This window comes from Paraburkholderia rhynchosiae (assembly GCF_002879865.1).
Taxonomy (GTDB): Bacteria; Pseudomonadota; Gammaproteobacteria; order Burkholderiales; family Burkholderiaceae; genus Paraburkholderia; species Paraburkholderia rhynchosiae.
Genome location: NZ_PNXY01000009.1, coordinates 111,612 through 126,717, shown reverse-complemented (window position 1 = coordinate 126,717; position 15,106 = coordinate 111,612). Strand labels below are relative to the sequence as shown.

General features: G+C 61.9%; 16 protein-coding genes. 10 read left to right on the top strand and 6 right to left on the bottom strand.

Annotation, left to right across the window (positions count from 1 at the left end; all coding sequences use genetic code 11):
- Positions 1–104 precede the first annotated feature (104 nt).
- From prfA to C0Z16_RS15120, 5 genes are all read left to right on the top strand, one after another.
- A complete protein-coding gene (gene prfA, locus C0Z16_RS15140; RefSeq protein WP_102632934.1) occupies positions 105–1,187 on the top strand; it encodes a peptide chain release factor 1 in 1,083 nt (360 codons plus the stop codon).
- A 9-nt stretch (positions 1,188–1,196) separates the two neighbouring features.
- Positions 1,197–2,099 carry a peptide chain release factor N(5)-glutamine methyltransferase gene (gene prmC, locus C0Z16_RS15135; protein WP_167403524.1) on the top strand — a complete coding sequence of 301 codons (903 nt, stop codon included), beginning with the start codon at positions 1,197–1,199 and terminating at the stop codon, positions 2,097–2,099.
- Positions 2,100–2,246: 147 nt separating this feature from the next.
- On the top strand, positions 2,247–2,558 hold the full coding sequence (gene grxD / locus C0Z16_RS15130) for a Grx4 family monothiol glutaredoxin (RefSeq protein WP_102632933.1): 312 nt from the start codon (positions 2,247–2,249) through the stop codon (positions 2,556–2,558).
- Between the two features lie 41 nt (positions 2,559–2,599).
- Complete coding sequence (locus tag C0Z16_RS15125; protein ID WP_102632932.1) at positions 2,600–3,199, top strand: UbiX family flavin prenyltransferase; 600 nt, start codon at positions 2,600–2,602, stop codon at positions 3,197–3,199.
- Between the two features lie 248 nt (positions 3,200–3,447).
- Positions 3,448–4,233 carry a DODA-type extradiol aromatic ring-opening family dioxygenase gene (locus C0Z16_RS15120; protein WP_102632931.1) on the top strand — a complete coding sequence of 262 codons (786 nt, stop codon included), beginning with the start codon at positions 3,448–3,450 and terminating at the stop codon, positions 4,231–4,233.
- 145 nt (positions 4,234–4,378) lie between these two features.
- Here C0Z16_RS15120 and C0Z16_RS15115 read toward each other — a convergent pair whose 3' ends face one another.
- Entirely contained in the window at positions 4,379–5,974 is a 1,596-nt protein-coding gene (locus C0Z16_RS15115) for an APC family permease (protein ID WP_102633034.1), read from the bottom strand.
- A 431-nt stretch (positions 5,975–6,405) separates the two neighbouring features.
- Between C0Z16_RS15115 and C0Z16_RS15110 the strand changes: the two genes are divergently transcribed.
- Positions 6,406–6,609: a cold-shock protein gene (locus C0Z16_RS15110; protein WP_007180251.1), complete on the top strand. Its 204-nt coding sequence runs from the start codon at positions 6,406–6,408 to the stop codon at positions 6,607–6,609.
- A 111-nt stretch (positions 6,610–6,720) separates the two neighbouring features.
- On the opposite strand, the gene C0Z16_RS15105 is transcribed toward C0Z16_RS15110, so the two are convergent.
- On the bottom strand, positions 6,721–7,971 hold the full coding sequence (locus C0Z16_RS15105; RefSeq protein ID WP_102632930.1) for an Hsp70 family protein: 1,251 nt from the start codon (positions 7,969–7,971) through the stop codon (positions 6,721–6,723).
- 188 nt (positions 7,972–8,159) lie between these two features.
- Between C0Z16_RS15105 and C0Z16_RS15100 the strand changes: the two genes are divergently transcribed.
- The gene (locus tag C0Z16_RS15100; protein WP_102632929.1) at positions 8,160–9,635 is read left to right on the top strand and encodes an MFS transporter; all 1,476 of its coding nucleotides are present in this window, start codon (positions 8,160–8,162) and stop codon (positions 9,633–9,635) included.
- Between the two features lie 76 nt (positions 9,636–9,711).
- On the opposite strand, the gene C0Z16_RS15095 is transcribed toward C0Z16_RS15100, so the two are convergent.
- On the bottom strand, positions 9,712–10,305 hold the full coding sequence (locus tag C0Z16_RS15095; RefSeq protein ID WP_175130678.1) for a nitroreductase family protein: 594 nt from the start codon (positions 10,303–10,305) through the stop codon (positions 9,712–9,714).
- 177 nt (positions 10,306–10,482) lie between these two features.
- Positions 10,483–11,766 (bottom strand): MFS transporter, encoded by a 1,284-nt coding sequence (locus C0Z16_RS15090; protein WP_102632928.1) that lies wholly within the window; start codon positions 11,764–11,766, stop codon positions 10,483–10,485.
- 153 nt (positions 11,767–11,919) lie between these two features.
- Between C0Z16_RS15090 and C0Z16_RS15085 the strand changes: the two genes are divergently transcribed.
- Entirely contained in the window at positions 11,920–12,570 is a 651-nt protein-coding gene (locus tag C0Z16_RS15085; protein WP_102632927.1) for a TetR/AcrR family transcriptional regulator, read from the top strand.
- Between the two features lie 84 nt (positions 12,571–12,654).
- Entirely contained in the window at positions 12,655–13,218 is a 564-nt protein-coding gene (locus tag C0Z16_RS15080) for a DUF1415 domain-containing protein (protein WP_102632926.1), read from the top strand.
- Here the strand turns inward: C0Z16_RS15080 and C0Z16_RS15075 are convergent.
- Positions 13,210–14,052, bottom strand: coding sequence for a class I SAM-dependent methyltransferase (locus C0Z16_RS15075; RefSeq protein ID WP_102632925.1), 843 nt, complete (start codon positions 14,050–14,052; stop codon positions 13,210–13,212). The two genes, C0Z16_RS15080 and C0Z16_RS15075, sit on opposite strands and share 9 nt — an antisense overlap.
- Before the next feature lie 383 nt (positions 14,053–14,435).
- Between C0Z16_RS15075 and C0Z16_RS15070 the strand changes: the two genes are divergently transcribed.
- Positions 14,436–14,756, top strand: a complete 321-nt coding sequence (locus C0Z16_RS15070) for a type II toxin-antitoxin system HicA family toxin (protein ID WP_013589753.1) — start codon at positions 14,436–14,438, stop codon at positions 14,754–14,756.
- A gap of 117 nt (positions 14,757–14,873) precedes the next feature.
- Here the strand turns inward: C0Z16_RS15070 and C0Z16_RS15065 are convergent, their stop codons facing one another.
- On the bottom strand, positions 14,874–15,083 hold the full coding sequence (locus C0Z16_RS15065; protein WP_102632924.1) for a DUF1059 domain-containing protein: 210 nt from the start codon (positions 15,081–15,083) through the stop codon (positions 14,874–14,876).
- Positions 15,084–15,106 lie beyond the last annotated feature (23 nt).

Here is a 15,106-nt window from a genome sequence, read left to right as displayed (position 1 = left end):
CCGTCCGCGCCACCCGCAAGTGGTCCGCGACGTGCTTCTGACCAGGGCATCCGCCCACTTCCCTAGTTGCCGTTCCTGCCGGAGTTCGCTCCGATACCCGCCCGATGAAAACGAGCATGCAACGCAAGCTCGACCAGCTGACTACCCGGCTGGCCGAACTGAACGACCTGTTGAGCCGAGAGGACATCACGTCGAATCTCGACCAATATCGCAAACTCACGCGCGAACACGCGGAGCTTGGGCCCATCGTCGAGCAGTACGCGCTATGGCGCCAGGCCATGCACGACGCCGTCACCGCACAGGAGCTGCTGACGGATGCCTCCATGCGCGACTTCGCGGAAGAGGAAATTCGCGCGGCCCGCGAGCGGATGGAACAGCTCGGCGGCGAATTGCAGAAAATGCTGCTGCCGAAGGATCCGAACGACGACCGCAACATCTTCCTCGAAATCCGCGCTGGGACGGGCGGCGACGAGTCCGCGCTGTTCGCGGGCGATCTCTTGCGCATGTATCTGCGCTTTGCCGAGCGTAACCGCTGGCAAGTCGAGATGATGTCGGCAAGTGAATCGGACCTGGGCGGCTATAAGGAAGTGATCGTGCGGATCGCCGGCGAAGCCGCGTATTCAAAGCTCAAGTTCGAATCCGGCGGCCACCGCGTGCAGCGCGTGCCGGCAACCGAGACGCAGGGCCGCATTCACACGTCCGCGTGCACCGTGGCCGTCATGCCGGAAGCGGACGAAATCGGCGAGGTCGAAATCAATCCGGCCGATCTGCGGATCGACACGTTCCGCGCGTCCGGCGCGGGCGGGCAGCACATCAACAAAACCGATTCGGCCGTACGCGTCACGCACTTGCCGACGGGGATCGTCGTCGAATGTCAGGACGACCGTTCGCAGCACAAGAACAAGGACCGCGCGCTGAAAGTCCTGGCGGCTCGCATCAAGGACAAGCAGTCGCACGAACAGCAGGCGAAGGAAGCCGCGACGCGTAAAAGCCTGATCGGCTCGGGCGATCGCTCGGAGCGGATTCGCACCTACAACTTCCCGCAAGGACGTCTGACAGATCACCGGATCAATCTGACGCTGTATCGCCTGGACGCGATCATGGACGGCGATCTCGGCGAATTGATCGCGGCGCTCGTCAGCGAGCACCAGGCGGAGTTGCTCGCCTCGCTCGGCGACGCGGAGTAAGCGCCGATGATGCCCGCTGCACCAGGCAATCCAGCCGATCCCACCAACGCGGCCAGTGCGGCTAATCCGGCCAATGCGGCGACGCCTGCCATGCTGTTGCGCGCCTCGCCGCTGCCGCCGCTCGAAGCGCGGATTCTACTCACGCACGTGCTCGGCTGGCGGCAGACGCAATTGATCACGCGCGCCGACGAGGCGCTCGATAGCGCACACGTCGAGCGCTATCGGACGTTGGAAGCGCGGCGCGTGGCGGGTGAGCCGGTCGCGCAACTCGTCGGCGCCCGGGAGTTTTTCGGGCTCGAATTCGAAGTCACGCCGCACGTGCTGATTCCGCGTCCCGAGACCGAATTGCTGGTGGAAACGGCGCTCACGGCGATGGAAAACGTCTCGCGCCCGCGGGTACTCGACCTCGGCACAGGTACGGGCGCAATTGCCGTGGCGATTGCGTCGATGCGGCCCGACGCGCAAGTCAGCGCGCTCGATCGCTCCGCCGAAGCGCTCGCGGTAGCCAGGCGCAACGCCGTCCGTCTGCTGGATGCGAAGCGCCCCGGCGGCGCTGTGACGTTCACGCAAAGCGACTGGTACGACTCGCTCGACGCAGCGCTGCGCTTTAACGTGATCGTCAGCAATCCGCCGTATATCGCGAGCGGCGACTCGCATCTGTCGCAAGGCGATCTGCGCCATGAGCCGCGCGGCGCGCTCACCGACGAAGCCGACGGTCTCAGCGCGATCCGCGCGATCGTCGCGGGCGCGCCCGCACGACTTGCCGCGAATGGCGTACTGTGGATGGAACACGGCTACGATCAGGCAGAAGCCGTGCGCGCGCTTTTGACGGCCCAAGGTTTCGCAGACGTCAGGTCGGAGCGCGATCTGGCGGGCATCGAGCGAATCAGCGGCGGGCGGCTGTCAGGCTGAGCGCGCCAGGCATTAGGAGCCGAAATAGTCGAAATAGTCGAAATAGCCGCAATCGACGAATGGACAAAGCAGCTGTCGGCCGGTACTACCGAAATCCGCTATCATTTCAGCCTATTCCCTACACATAACGGAACCGCAAGGTCAGTCATGGATACGCAACAACGCATCAAGCAAATCGTCGACGAAAACAACGTCGTGCTCTTCATGAAGGGCAGCGCCCAGTTCCCGATGTGCGGCTTTTCCGGCCGCGCCATCCAGATCCTGAAGGCATGCAACGTCAGCGAGTTCAAGACGGTCAACGTGCTCGAAGACGACGAAGTCCGCCAGGGCATCAAGCAGTTCTCGAACTGGCCGACCATTCCGCAGCTCTACGTGAAGGGCGAATTCGTCGGTGGCTCGGACATCATGATGGAGATGTACGAATCGGGTGAATTGCAGCAACTGTTCGCCGCTGCCTGAACGCTCACGTCTGAAGCTGCTCTGAAGAGGCGCCGCAAGCCATGGAAACATCCGCTGTGGCGCCACGCCGGCTGATTGTCGCGATAACCGGCGCGACCGGCTCTATTTATGGCATCCGGTTGCTCGAGACGCTGCGCAAGCTCGGCGGCGTCGAAAGCCATCTGCTGATTTCCAGCGCAGGCTGGCTCAATATTCAGCACGAACTCAAGCTCGGTAAAGAAGAGGTCCATCCGCTCGCGGATGTGGTCCATTCGGTGCGCGACGTCGGCGCGAGCATCGCGTCAGGCTCTTTCGCGACGGACGGCATGGTCGTCGCGCCTTGCTCGATGAAAACGCTCGCGAGCATTGCTCATGGTTTTTCCGACAACCTGATTACCCGCGCCGCCGATGTCACGCTCAAGGAGCGCCGCCGGCTCGTGCTGCTCGTGCGCGAAACGCCGTTCAATCTCGCGCATTTGCGCAATATGACGGCCGTCACGGAAATGGGCGGCGTGATATTCCCGCCCTTGCCTGCGTTTTATAACCAGCCCGCCACCATCGACGAGATGGTCGATCACACGGTCGCTCGGGTGCTCGATCTGTTCGCGCTCGGGCCGGCGTTGTCGCCTGCATGGACGGGGTTGCGCGGCGCTGACGAGTAGTCCCCCCGCAGAGATTCGCCTACGGCTACGTCGGCAGGGACGCGGCCACATCACAGGGTTGTTTGCCAGTCGTGGGCAGCGTTGCAAGACGCGCTTGCCAGAAACCACGGGCAATGGCGCTTGCTGTCAGTGATTGCCAACAACTGCAAGACAATCAATTCCGCTTTGGCCTGTTTATCAAACAGCGGTGCGGCTCTATATTGCCAGTAACCGAACTTCTCACCGCGCCTTACGGCCGCGTCCCTGTCATGAACCGCTTACCTTCGCTTTTCCTTTCCCACGGCGCGCCGACGCTGCCGATCGACCCGTCGCTGCCGTCCGCTGAATTCGGCGCGCTTAGCGCGCAGTTGCCGCGCCCGGAGGCGGTGCTAATGCTCTCCGCCCACTGGGGTACCGCCCAGCCGGTCGTGAGCACATCCACTGCACCGGACACCATCCACGATTTCTACGGGTTTCCGCGCCAGTTGTATGAAATCCAGTATCCCGCTCCGGGTGCACCCGATGTCGCGCAACGTGCCGCCGTATTGCTCGGCGATAGCGGAATCAGGACTGACGCACAGCCCCACGGGCTTGATCACGGCGCATGGGTGCCGATGCTGCTGATGTTTCCCGACGCCGATGTGCCCGTGGCGCAGTTGTCGATCCAACCGCACCTGGATGCGGGACATCATTTTCGCGTCGGCCGGGCGTTGCGGTCGCTGAGGGAGCAAGGCGTGATGGTGATCGGCTCCGGCCAGATCACGCACAATCTGCGCGCCGCCGATTTTTCCGCGAGGCCGGAGGACGCGGACCCGCGCGTCGCCGAATTCACCGACTGGTTCGAGGCCAGGCTCGCCGCGCGTGACATCGACGCATTGCTCGACTACCGACGCCAGGCGCCACATGCGGTGTTGATGCATCCGACCGACGAGCATCTGCTGCCGGTATTCGCGGCCCTCGGCGCCGCCGACGACGATTATTTGCTGACGATCCAATCGCTCGGCACTTATCAGCGCTCGCTTGCCATGACGAATTACGTTTTCCGGACCGCCTGAGCGTTTGAACGTCCCACACGCCAGGTCACGCATACGGCAAGAAAAAAGGCCACACCAAAACAAAGCCCGCCTGAGCAGCATCTCAGGCGGGCTTTTTTCACATCACACCGGAATACATTCCGGCCGATTGGCTTGGTGCAGCGTCTTAATGCACGCTGATCCCTTCGAGAACTTCGTCGTGCACCTCGCGCTCTTCGAGATATTCGGAGCGGTAGCCGCTATTCACACCCCAGTAATAGAACACAAGCGAGAATGCGATCACCACCAGCATGTCCCAGCCGTAGGGCAGGATGCCGTGGCCGCCGAATTCCTTGCTGCCGATCAGCGACAGAATCGCCATGATCGGCAGATACGCGACCAGCCACCATGCCGCCTTCAGATCGCGGCCCCAGCCGCCGAAGCCCGACTTCGCCTGGAAGTAGAAGTAGACCGGCAGCGCGACGACCATCAGTAGAATGATTTCGCCTGTCAGCGGCCATTTCGCCCAGTACAGAATGAGCGACGCGCACACGAACGCGAACGGCGCGATGACCTGCATGCCCGGGATGTGCAGCGGACGCTCGAGGTCCGTCGCCGCGCGGCGCAGCGCCATCAGGCTGATCGGACCCGTCAGGTACGAAATCACGGTCGCGACCGAAATCACCGCCGCGAGCGAGCTCCAGCCGCGGAAGAAAAACAGGAAGATGAACGACACGAGCAGGTTGAACCACATGGCCGGACGCGGCACGCCGTAGAACGGATGCACGCTGCCGAAGATCTTCGGCATGGTGTTGTTGCGCTCCATCGCGTAGATCATGCGCGTGGTGGTTGCCATGTAGGTCGTGCCGGTGCCGCTCGGGCTAACGAATGCGTCCACATACAGCAGAATAGCCAGCCAGTTAAGGTTCAGCGCGATCGCCAGTTCTGCGAACGGCGAGGCGAAGTTGAAGTGGCCCCAGCCTTTCATCACGTCGGCCGGGTTCACCGAGCCGATATAGGCAACTTGCAGCAGCACATAGATCACCAGCGCAAGCAGGATCGAGCCGATCACTGCGAACGGCACGCTCTTCGCGGGATTGCGCGCTTCACCGGCCAGGTTGATCGGGCTCTGGAAACCGTTGAACGCGAACACAATGCCGCTCGTCGCGACCGCGGTCAGCACCGCCGACCAGCCGTACGGCGCGAAGGTGCTCACTTCGCCGAAGTTCTCGTGGTGAAAACTGCTGAGCATGAGCCCGGCGATGGTCGCGCCCGGAATCAGGAACTTGAAGATCGTAATGGCCGAGTTGGCACGCGCGAACAGCTTCACGCCCCAGTAATTCAGCAGGAAGTAAATGATCACGAGGGCTGCTGAGAGCAGCAGCCCGGTCGTAGTTAATGATTCGTCGACGAATAACGCATGCGCCCACGGGTACGGCCACGTGCTCATGTATTGAATGGATGCTTCGGCCTCGATAGGAATCACCGACACAATGGCGATCCAGTTGGCCCATGCGCTAATGAAGCCGACCAGCGCACCGTGCGAATACCGCGCGTAACGCACCATGCCGCCGGACTCCGGGAACATCGCACCGAGTTCGGCATAGGTCAGCGCAATGGCGAGAATCACGACAGCGCCGATGATCCATGCGCAGATCGACGCCGGACCCGCGATTTTCGCGGCCTTCCACGCGCCGAACAGCCAACCGGATCCGATGATCGAACCCAGGCCGGTCAGCATAAGTGCAAACGGCCCAATGTTCCGTTGTATAGAACTTTTCACGTCTTCTCCTGTTTTCAGAACCATGTCGGCACCTCGTGACCTGCGCTCGTGGCGCTGAAAACGGGTGACGCGCATGTATGCGCGACGGTTATCCGACGGGTTGCAACCGGCGCGGGCGCGTAGTTTAACGGTTGCACCCGCCGCCCGCAGCGAAACTAAGGGTTGTCCCTAGCAAAAAAATTCGCCCAACCAGCAAGCTTTGTAAGCAAGTTTTTACACGTTGCCGCGAATTTATGGAAAGTTGCCGGAGGAGTGTTGACCTTCTCTCGAAATCGCCGTATAACGTTCGGGCAGGATTTCAAGCGGCGAGTGAATTGGTCTTTCGTAGTTCGCCCATCAACGGTACTCCGGTTGGTCCCATTACCCCCTTCCTTGATTTTCATGCACCCAACGGGCTTCGGCCTTATTTACCATCTTTAGGAACAAGTAATATGGAAACCGGTACCGTCAAGTGGTTCAATGACGCAAAGGGCTTTGGCTTCATCACGCCGGACGGCGGCGGCGAAGATCTGTTCGCGCATTTCTCGGAAATCCGCACGGAAGGCTTCAAGACGCTGCAAGAAAACCAAAAGGTTACGTTTGAAGTGAAGACGGGCCCGAAGGGCAAGCAAGCAGCTAACATCAAGCCGGTGTAAGCGCTACGCTTCCTTCTGGACGCAAAAAACCCCGCCTCGGCGGGGTTTTTTTATATCCGCCGCAACTGCGCGCGGCGATTATCTTCGCAGTATGCGAGCTGTGATTCCCGGTTAGGCGAACACACGCCGCGCGTGAATTCCAAGGCCGGTCGCGACACTCGCGAGACGGTCGCCGAATACCGCTTCCGCATCCGGGAATGCCGCCGCTAATGCGCCGGATAGAAAGGCCAAGCCTGTCGAGCCGCCCGTGAAGTAAATGGCGCTCACGTCGCGCATGGAAACGCCGGCGGTCTGAACGGTGTCGCGGGCCGCCTGGACGATACGCCGCGTCTCATCCTGACCCGCCTCGATAAGCTGGGCCTCGTCGAATGCAAGACGCAAGTCGTCTTCCACTTCGTCGAGGTCGATCACCGTCTCGCCGCCTGCGGCCACGCCGATCTTCGCTTCTTCGGCGTGCGCCGCCAGCGCGTGCCCAAGGCGCCGTTCCACCACGCGCATCAGACGGTCGTGATGCTTGACTTCAGTGAACAGGTGGCGCATCAGACCTAGTTCGCTCACGCGCTTCGGCGCGTAGACCGTGTTGATCAAATGCCAGGTGGCGAGGTCGAAATAGACGCGATTGGGGATCTCGCGGCCTTCCGGATCCAGTGCCTGATAGCCAAGCTCGCGCAAAATCGTCGCGAGTTCCACGCGGCGGTCGAAGTCCGTTCCCGCGACGTGCACCCCGTGGTGAGCCAGCACATCGTCCTTGCGCTCGACCTGCTTCATACGCTCCGGTCCGACACGCACCAGCGAAAAGTCCGAGGTACCGCCGCCGATGTCGGCCACCAGTACGAGCCCCTCGTTCGTCCGACGCGATTCGTAATCGAATGCAGCGGCGATCGGCTCATACTGGAAGTGAATCTCTCGCAAACCCACGGATCGCGCGGCGGTTTCGAGCTGCTTCTGCGCCATCTGATCGGCGCGCGGGTCGTCGTCGACGAAAAACACCGGGCGACCCAGCACCGCGCGATCGATAGGCGCACTCGCGCTTTTCTCCGCCGAGCGCTTGAGGTGATCGAGGAAAATCGCGATCACGTCCGTGTACTTGATTGCGGAGCCGTCGCCGAGATCCGTCGAATTGTCGGCCAGCGGCGAGCCGAGAATGCTTTTCATCGAGCGCATCAGCCGGCCGTCGAAACCGTCGATGTACGCTCCCAGCGCCGCACGCCCGAATTCTCGGGTGTCTTCGTCGGTATTGAAGAAAACCGACGTGGGCAGCGTCGTATAGGCGCCTTCGACCGGCGCGAGCTTGAGCGCGGCGCCGTCGGGGACGGCCACGGCCGAGTTGGAAGTACCGAAGTCAATCGCGCAATAGTTCATGGCAGGAATCGCCGCTCACGGCTGGCGCGGACAGGAAGGGGGAGCGGCTTTGTATCATGAAAGCCGGATCAGCATCAACTTGCCAATAGAGCCGCGCCGCCTAAGGGCCCGCGCGCCCGCAACGGAACGGAAATTGCTCGCGCTGGCTGATTAGCCGTCAATTTTTGCGATTCAGGAGACTTTGAGCAATGAGCGCGCCGCCTGCTGCCGCCGTCGAGCGAAAAACCGCCGGTATCATCGAAACCGATTTGCCGTCGCGGCTCGACCGTCTGCCGTGGGGGCGCTTTCACACGCTGATTGTCCTCGCGCTCGGCGTGACATGGCTGCTCGACGGCCTCGAGGTGACGCTCGCAGGCGCGGTCGCGAGCGCGCTGAAATCGAGCCCGTCGTTGCACTTTACGAACGCGGAGGTGGGCCTCGCCGGCAGCGCTTACATCGCCGGCGCTGTGTTGGGCGCGCTGGGCTTCGGCTGGCTCACGGACCGGCTGGGCCGTCGCAAGCTGTTTTTCATCACGCTAGCGGTTTATCTGGTCGCGACCGCCGCGACGGCAATGTCGTGGAATCTGGCCAGTTTCCTTCTCTTCCGTTTTCTGACGGGCGCGGGCATTGGCGGCGAATACACCGCAATCAATTCGACGATCCAGGAGTTCACGCCGCCCCGCCTGCGAGGCTGGATCGATCTGGCAATCAACGGCACCTTCTGGATCGGCGCGGGACTCGGCGCAGCAGGCTCGCTGATCCTGCTCGATCCGCATCTGCTGCCGGGCGACTGGGGCTGGCGCGCGTGCTTTTTCATCGGCGCGGCGCTCGCGTTGACGGTTCTGCCGATGCGCATCTGGGTGCCCGAAAGCCCGCGCTGGCTGCTCACGCACGGCGACGAGCGCGACGCGCGCGCGATCGTCGAAGGAATCGAAACGCGCTTTCGCAGCGAAGGCCATGCGCTTTCCACGGACGCCCACGCGCGGCTGCGCCTGCGCTCGCGCGGACATACGCCGCTGCGCGAGGTGTTCCACACGCTTTTCAACGTGCATCGACGGCGCGCGCTGGTCGGCCTCTCGCTGATGACCGCGCAGGCGTTCTTCTATAACGCGATCTTTTTCACCTACGCACTGGTGCTGACGGATTTCTATGGCGTGCCGGGCGACCACATCGGCTGGTATCTGCTGCCTTTCGCACTCGGCAACTTTCTCGGGCCGTTGCTCCTTGGCCGGTTCTTCGACGTGATCGGGCGGCGCAAGATGATCGCGTCGACTTACGGTCTTTCCGCGATTTTGCTGACGGTGAGCGGCTACCTGTTCGAGCAGCACATGCTGACTGTGGTCACGCAGACCGTTGCGTGGATGGTGATTTTCTTCTTCGCGTCAGCTGCGGCGAGTTCGGCTTATCTGACGGTCAGCGAATCGTTTCCGCTGGAAATTCGCGCGCTCGCAATCGCCGTGTTCTACGCGTTTGGGACGGCGCTCGGCGGCATCGTCGGTCCGGCTTTTTTTGGACGGCTGATCGACACGCATCAGCGCAGTGAAGTATTTTCCGGCTACCTGGTCGGTTCGGCGCTGATGCTCGCCGCTGCGGTCATCGCGGCGATCTGGGGCGTGGACGCGGAGCGCAAATCGCTGGAGCATGTCGCCGCGCCGCTTTCGAGCGTGATCGACGACGCGCCGTAGGCAGACCATAAAAACCGCGCGGTCGGCGCCGCGCATCCCTGCCAACCCTTGCCAACGTATGAACGCCGAAACTCGCCTAGAACGCCTTCTTCCAGCCGCCGCCGTACGCGATGTCCGCAAGCGGCAGACGCTGACGCACCGACTTCTCGCGTTCGCGTAGAACTGGGTCCAGCTTGTCGATCTCGCCGTAATGACCGAGCGAAATGATCGCAATAGGTTCGACGTCGTTCGGCAATTCGAAAGCCGTGCGAAACGCGTTGGGATCGAAGCCGCTCATCTGATGCGCGGCAAGACCGAGCGCATGCGCCTGCAACACTAGCGCCATGGCGGCCGCGCCCGCATCGTACTGAGCGCAGCGGTTCACTTCGCCCTTCGCGGTGCGCGTTTGCGTGGTCACGGCGATCAGCACTGGCGCCGGCGCATTCCAGCCCTGGTTGAACGGCACGAGCGTCGTGAACGCCTGCTTGAATGCGACTTCATCGACGCTGCGGTCGAACACGAGGAAGCGCCAGGGTTGTCCGTTATACGACGAGGGCGCCCAGCGTGCCGCCTCGAGCACAGCACGCAGGTGTTCGCGGCTTACCGGCTCGCTCGAATACGCGCGTGGGCTCCAGCGGCCGGCAATCAGCTCGTGAATGGCAACTTCGGTAGGGGCGGGTTTCTTGGTCATGCGCTTCTCTCGGTAGAAATTCATGATCGCGGGCGGCTGCCCGAGGCCACATAGCATAACCGGGGATCGGCACGCGCGCTCCACGAAGCGCATGGTTAGTTTTCCCGTAGCGCGGAATGGCCCGGCGGCGTCCGCCGGGGCACGGATTCGTGCCCCACGTCGCGCCGGCCCACCGTTTTAAACGGCCTGCGCCTGCGGCACCTTCGCCGGCCGGTTGATCCGCAGCACGATGACCGCGGCCACGAGGCACAGTCCGCCCGAAATCATCGACGCCACCGTGTAAGTGCCCAGGCTCGCGCGCAGCATGCCCGCGCCGAGCGCCGCGAATGCAGCGCCGAGCTGGTGGCCGGCCACCACCCAGCCGAATACGATGGGGGCCGACTCCTTGCCGTAGACGTCCGTCGCGAGCCGCACGGTCGGCGGGACAGTGGCGATCCAGTCGAGTCCGTAGAACACCGCGAACAGCGGCAAGCCGAAGAAGTCGATACCGAAAGCCTGCGGCAGATACATCAGCGACAAGCCGCGCAGCCCGTAATACCAGAACAACAGCACGCGGCTATTGAAGCGGTCCGACAGCCAGCCAGAGAGCGTCGTGCCGAACAGATCGAAGACGCCCATCGCGGCGAGCAGCGACGCGCCCTGCACTTCGGACATGCCGTAGTCGCCGCACATCGCGATCAGGTGCGTGCCGACGTAGCCGTTGGTGCTCGCACCGCAGATAAAGAAGCTGAAGAAAAGCAGCCAGAAGTCGCGCGTCCTGCTCGCCATTGCGAGCGTTCCAAATGCGATGGCGAGCGGATTCTGCCTGGTGGCGGTGGCCGTCGCGGGCGCGTCGTGCGGTTCGCCGTAAGGACGCAGCTTCATGTCGGACGGGCGCTCGGGCAGCAGGAAGGCAACCAGCGGCAGCACGATCGCCGCCGCCGCCGCGACGACCCACACCACCTGGCGCCAGCCGTAGTGCTGCGCGATGGCCGCGAGCATCGGGAGAAACACGAGTTGGCCGGTTGCGGAACTGGCAGTGAGAATACCCATGACGAGCCCGCGATGCGTGGTGAACCAGCGCGTCACCACCGTCGCGGACAACGACAGCGCGGCGACCCCCGTCGAGCCGCCGACCATCACGCCCCAGATCAGAATCATCTGCCACGGATGCGTCATCAGCGAAGACAGCGCCACGCCCGCCGCCATGGTGCCGAGCGCGAACAGCAGCGTGGGGCGCACGCCGAAACGCTGCATCGCCGCCGCCGCGAACGGCCCCATCAGCCCGTACAGCGCGATGTTCACGGAGATGGCGAGCGATATCGTCGCGCGGCTCCACCCGAATTGATGCTCCAGCGGCACCATCATCACACTCGGCGTGGCGCGCGTGCCGGCCGCCGCGAGCAACACCAGAAACACCACGGCGACGGTCAACCAGCCATAGTGAAAGCGCCCGCCTATCAGTCTCGCTGCCCAGTTCATCGGCTCTCCTATCGGCGCGGCTTCGACTGGCCGCGCCGTTCGCACTGTTACGGTTTCGGTAAGGGACTTGTGACAGATCAGTCACAATAGTGTTGCGATGTTAGTTACCGGTCGGTAACATGTCAAGGCGTCAATTGAAGTCAGAGGCAGTCCATGTCTGAAAGCGAAAAGTCGAAGCAAACCGCACGTCCGTCGGCGTCGCCGCGCACGCGCGGTGCCCACACGGCCGGTCCTGACGCGCAACAGCTTTTGCTGCGCGCCGCGGACGAACTGTTCTACCGCGAGGGCGTGCGGGCGGTCGGCGTGGATGCGGTCGTCGAGCGCGCAGGTGTCAACAAGATGAGCTTGTATCGCCAATTTTCGTCGAAAGACGACCTGATGATGGCCTATCTGGAGCGAAAGGACGCGCAATTCTTCGGCTATGTCGAGAAGAGCTTCGCGAAGCATCCGGGCGAGCCGGTAAAGCAGTTGCAGCAATATTTCGACGACCTGGCTGCGCGCGCGTCGCTCGAAGGCTACCGCGGTTGTCCGTTCGTGAACGTCGCGGTGGAGTTTTCTGACAGTGCGCATCCCGCTCGGCAGTTTGTGTTTCGCAATAAGCAACGCCTGCTCGCGCGCCTGACCGAGCTCGCCGCGGCGGCGGGCGCCGACGATCCCGAGACGCTCGCCAACGGCCTCGCGTTGATGATCGAGGGCGTGTACGCCGCGAGCCAGACGTATGGTGCGCAATGCGGACCGATTCTCGCCGCGCCGAAAGTTGCCGCGCAGCTGATCGCCGCGGCATGCGGCGGGAAGGCGGGTTAGTCTTTGTCGCTGCCGTTTGACTCTGTCCGGGATCGGTGCCCGCACGCGCCGTTAAAATGACGCTTTCTTCTTTTGCCGCCTGCCATGCCGTTGTCCGCCGAATCGCACGACGCTGTCGTTGCCGCCACCCGTCACTGGCTGACTGAAGCCGTCATCGGACTCAATTTATGTCCGTTCGCGAAGGCGGTACACGTGAAGGGGCAAATTCGCTATGCGGTGAGCGCTGCGACCGATCTCGAAGGCATCCTGGCGGATCTCGAGATTGAACTCAACGCGCTCGTCGCGGCCGATCCGGCCGCGGTGGATACGACGCTGTTAATCTTGCCGCACGCGCCAGGCGATTTTCTCGATTACAACGACGCGCTCTTCTTCGCCGAAAGAATGCTGAAACAACTCCGCCTGGAAGGCATTATCCAGATTGCCAGCTTTCACCCGTTATATCAGTTTGAAGGCAGCGAACCGGACGACATTGAGAATTACACTAATCGGGCGCCCTATCCGATTCTGCATTTATTAAGGGAAGATAGTATTGAACGCGCGGTTCAAGCGTTTCCCGATGCCGAAGAAATCTACGAAAGGAATCAGGAAACGCTTCGGCGAATCGGACTGGCCGGCTGGAATCAATTGATGAAACGCAATTCAGGCTGAAACGAAAAACCTGTCCTTCAGCTCCTCAATACCGAGCGATTCCATCACCTCATTGAGCCGCTCGGCCGGCCGCCGCCGCGGCAGATCCTTGAACTGCGCGATGATCAGCTCGTTCTTCATGGAGTGCTCCCATCCCACGAGTTCGGTCACGCTGACCTGATAACCATGCGCTTCGAGCTGCAAGCAGCGCAGCACATTGGTAATCTGGCTGCCAAATTCGCGCGTATGCAATGGATGACGCCAAATTTCCGTCAACGCATTGCCGAGCGATTTACTCTTGTTTTGACGTAAAACGCCCGCCACTTCGGCCTGGCAACACGGCACGACCACGATGTACTTCGCCTTCTTTTCGAGGGCAAAGCGGATTGCGTCGTCGGTGGCGGTATTGCAGGCGTGCAGCGCGGTGACGATATCGATGCGGGCCGGCAAGCGGTCGGACGTAATCGACTCGGCTACCGACAGGTTCAAAAACGACATTCCCGTGAAACCCAGCCGCGCCGCCAGTTCTTCCGACCTCGTCACGAGGTCCTCGCGGGTTTCAATGCCGTAAATGTGCGACGCCCCACCTGCGGCATCCTGAAATTCCTTGAAGAACAGGTCATACAGGATAAAACCTAGATATGACTTGCCCGCGCCATGATCGACGAGCGTCACGGCGCCCTGCTGGTCCTTCAGGTCCTTGAGCAGCGGCTCGATGAACTGGAACAGATGGTAGACCTGCTTCAGCTTGCGGCGGCTGTCCTGGTTCATCTTGCCGTCGCGCGTGAGGATATGAAGCTCCTTCAACAATTCGACGGACTGATTCGGGCGGATTTCGTGGGTTTTGCTGGACATCGTGGGGAACCGTCCGCGATTGCAACGCGAACGTGCGTCAGGGGACGGAAAAAGGGAAAAGTTGCTGCCAGTTTACCCAAACCGCGGCCCGCTCACCGAAGAGCCGCGCAAAAACCCGCAAGAAGTGCCGCTTTCCTGGAACACTTCCTGCAATGGACGGCGACATGCGACTGTTCCCGCACGGCGCAGAACCGTTTCCGCCGCCGCAGTCCCAAGGGCGTGTGCCGTGGTGCCCATAAGAACAGGCCGTTGGTCGTGGTAAAAAAAATGCGGACCGGATGCATGTGGGGAGGACGGCTCGGTAACACGAGCCGAACGTTACGTAACCGGCAGCGCGCCGCGATCTCAACTGGACGCGCGCTCGGCAAATAGAAGAGGCAGCAATGGATACGGTACCGAACGGAAACGTCGAACAGAAATTCCAGGAAATGATGGCGAAGCTCACCGCGATGCCTGCCTGGTCCGAAAAGCAGCAGCTCGAACTGGAGATGGCTCGCGACATCTCCACCGAGATGCTTCGTCTCGCGGAAGTCATGCGCGATGGCAGCGTCGACATGGAAACGTGCCTGACGCTGCTCAAGTACGCGAAAGTGCTCGACTTCGTGATGACAACGCTGGCTTCGCGGCGCGATATCAAGCCGCAGACGCTGCGGGTTATTTTCAAGCTTGCGGGACTCAAGGTGGACGAGGCTTACCCGAGCTGAGCGTTCGGCGAGGCGTTAGAGCCAATATCGAATCCGCGCCCCGACTCGCGCGAGCGGCCGTGCGCCGCTCGCCTCCCCCGCGAGTCAGCGCGGCGGTTCTTTCGCGACATGCCGCAATCAGACGCGCGGCGCTTCCACCGGCGGCGTGCCTTCGTGGAAGAGCGATCTCAATTGCGAGCGCAGTTCCGGCGAATCATCATGTTTGTGCACGCTGACGGCATGCTGCACGGCTGCGTCGAGCAGTTCGTCTTCGTTGTCGGCCGAAAGCGCAACGGTGCAATTCATTTCGCTGGGGAACTCGCGGCAGTCGATGTATTTACGGGTCATGGCAGTCTCCTTGATCGATATGT

Bases quoted from the DNA above. Each gene is read 5' to 3' on its own strand.
- C0Z16_RS15110 (WP_007180251.1), top strand. From the start codon at position 6,406: ATGGAAACCGGTACCGTCAAGTGGTTCAATGACGCAAAGGGCTTTGGC.
- C0Z16_RS15080 (WP_102632926.1), top strand. From the start codon at position 12,655: ATGCCGTTGTCCGCCGAATCGCACGACGCTGTCGTTGCCGCCACCCGT.
- C0Z16_RS15100 (WP_102632929.1), top strand. From the start codon at position 8,160: ATGAGCGCGCCGCCTGCTGCCGCCGTCGAGCGAAAAACCGCCGGTATC.
- C0Z16_RS15070 (WP_013589753.1), top strand. From the start codon at position 14,436: ATGGATACGGTACCGAACGGAAACGTCGAACAGAAATTCCAGGAAATG.
- prmC (WP_167403524.1), top strand. From the start codon at position 1,197: ATGCCCGCTGCACCAGGCAATCCAGCCGATCCCACCAACGCGGCCAGT.
- C0Z16_RS15105 (WP_102632930.1), bottom strand. From the start codon at position 7,971: ATGAACTATTGCGCGATTGACTTCGGTACTTCCAACTCGGCCGTGGCC.
- C0Z16_RS15120 (WP_102632931.1), top strand. From the start codon at position 3,448: ATGAACCGCTTACCTTCGCTTTTCCTTTCCCACGGCGCGCCGACGCTG.
- C0Z16_RS15085 (WP_102632927.1), top strand. From the start codon at position 11,920: ATGTCTGAAAGCGAAAAGTCGAAGCAAACCGCACGTCCGTCGGCGTCG.
- grxD (WP_102632933.1), top strand. From the start codon at position 2,247: ATGGATACGCAACAACGCATCAAGCAAATCGTCGACGAAAACAACGTC.
- C0Z16_RS15075 (WP_102632925.1), bottom strand. From the start codon at position 14,052: ATGTCCAGCAAAACCCACGAAATCCGCCCGAATCAGTCCGTCGAATTG.
- prfA (WP_102632934.1), top strand. From the start codon at position 105: ATGAAAACGAGCATGCAACGCAAGCTCGACCAGCTGACTACCCGGCTG.
- C0Z16_RS15065 (WP_102632924.1), bottom strand. From the start codon at position 15,083: ATGACCCGTAAATACATCGACTGCCGCGAGTTCCCCAGCGAAATGAAT.
- C0Z16_RS15090 (WP_102632928.1), bottom strand. From the start codon at position 11,766: ATGAACTGGGCAGCGAGACTGATAGGCGGGCGCTTTCACTATGGCTGG.
- C0Z16_RS15095 (WP_175130678.1), bottom strand. From the start codon at position 10,305: ATGACCAAGAAACCCGCCCCTACCGAAGTTGCCATTCACGAGCTGATT.
- C0Z16_RS15125 (WP_102632932.1), top strand. From the start codon at position 2,600: ATGGAAACATCCGCTGTGGCGCCACGCCGGCTGATTGTCGCGATAACC.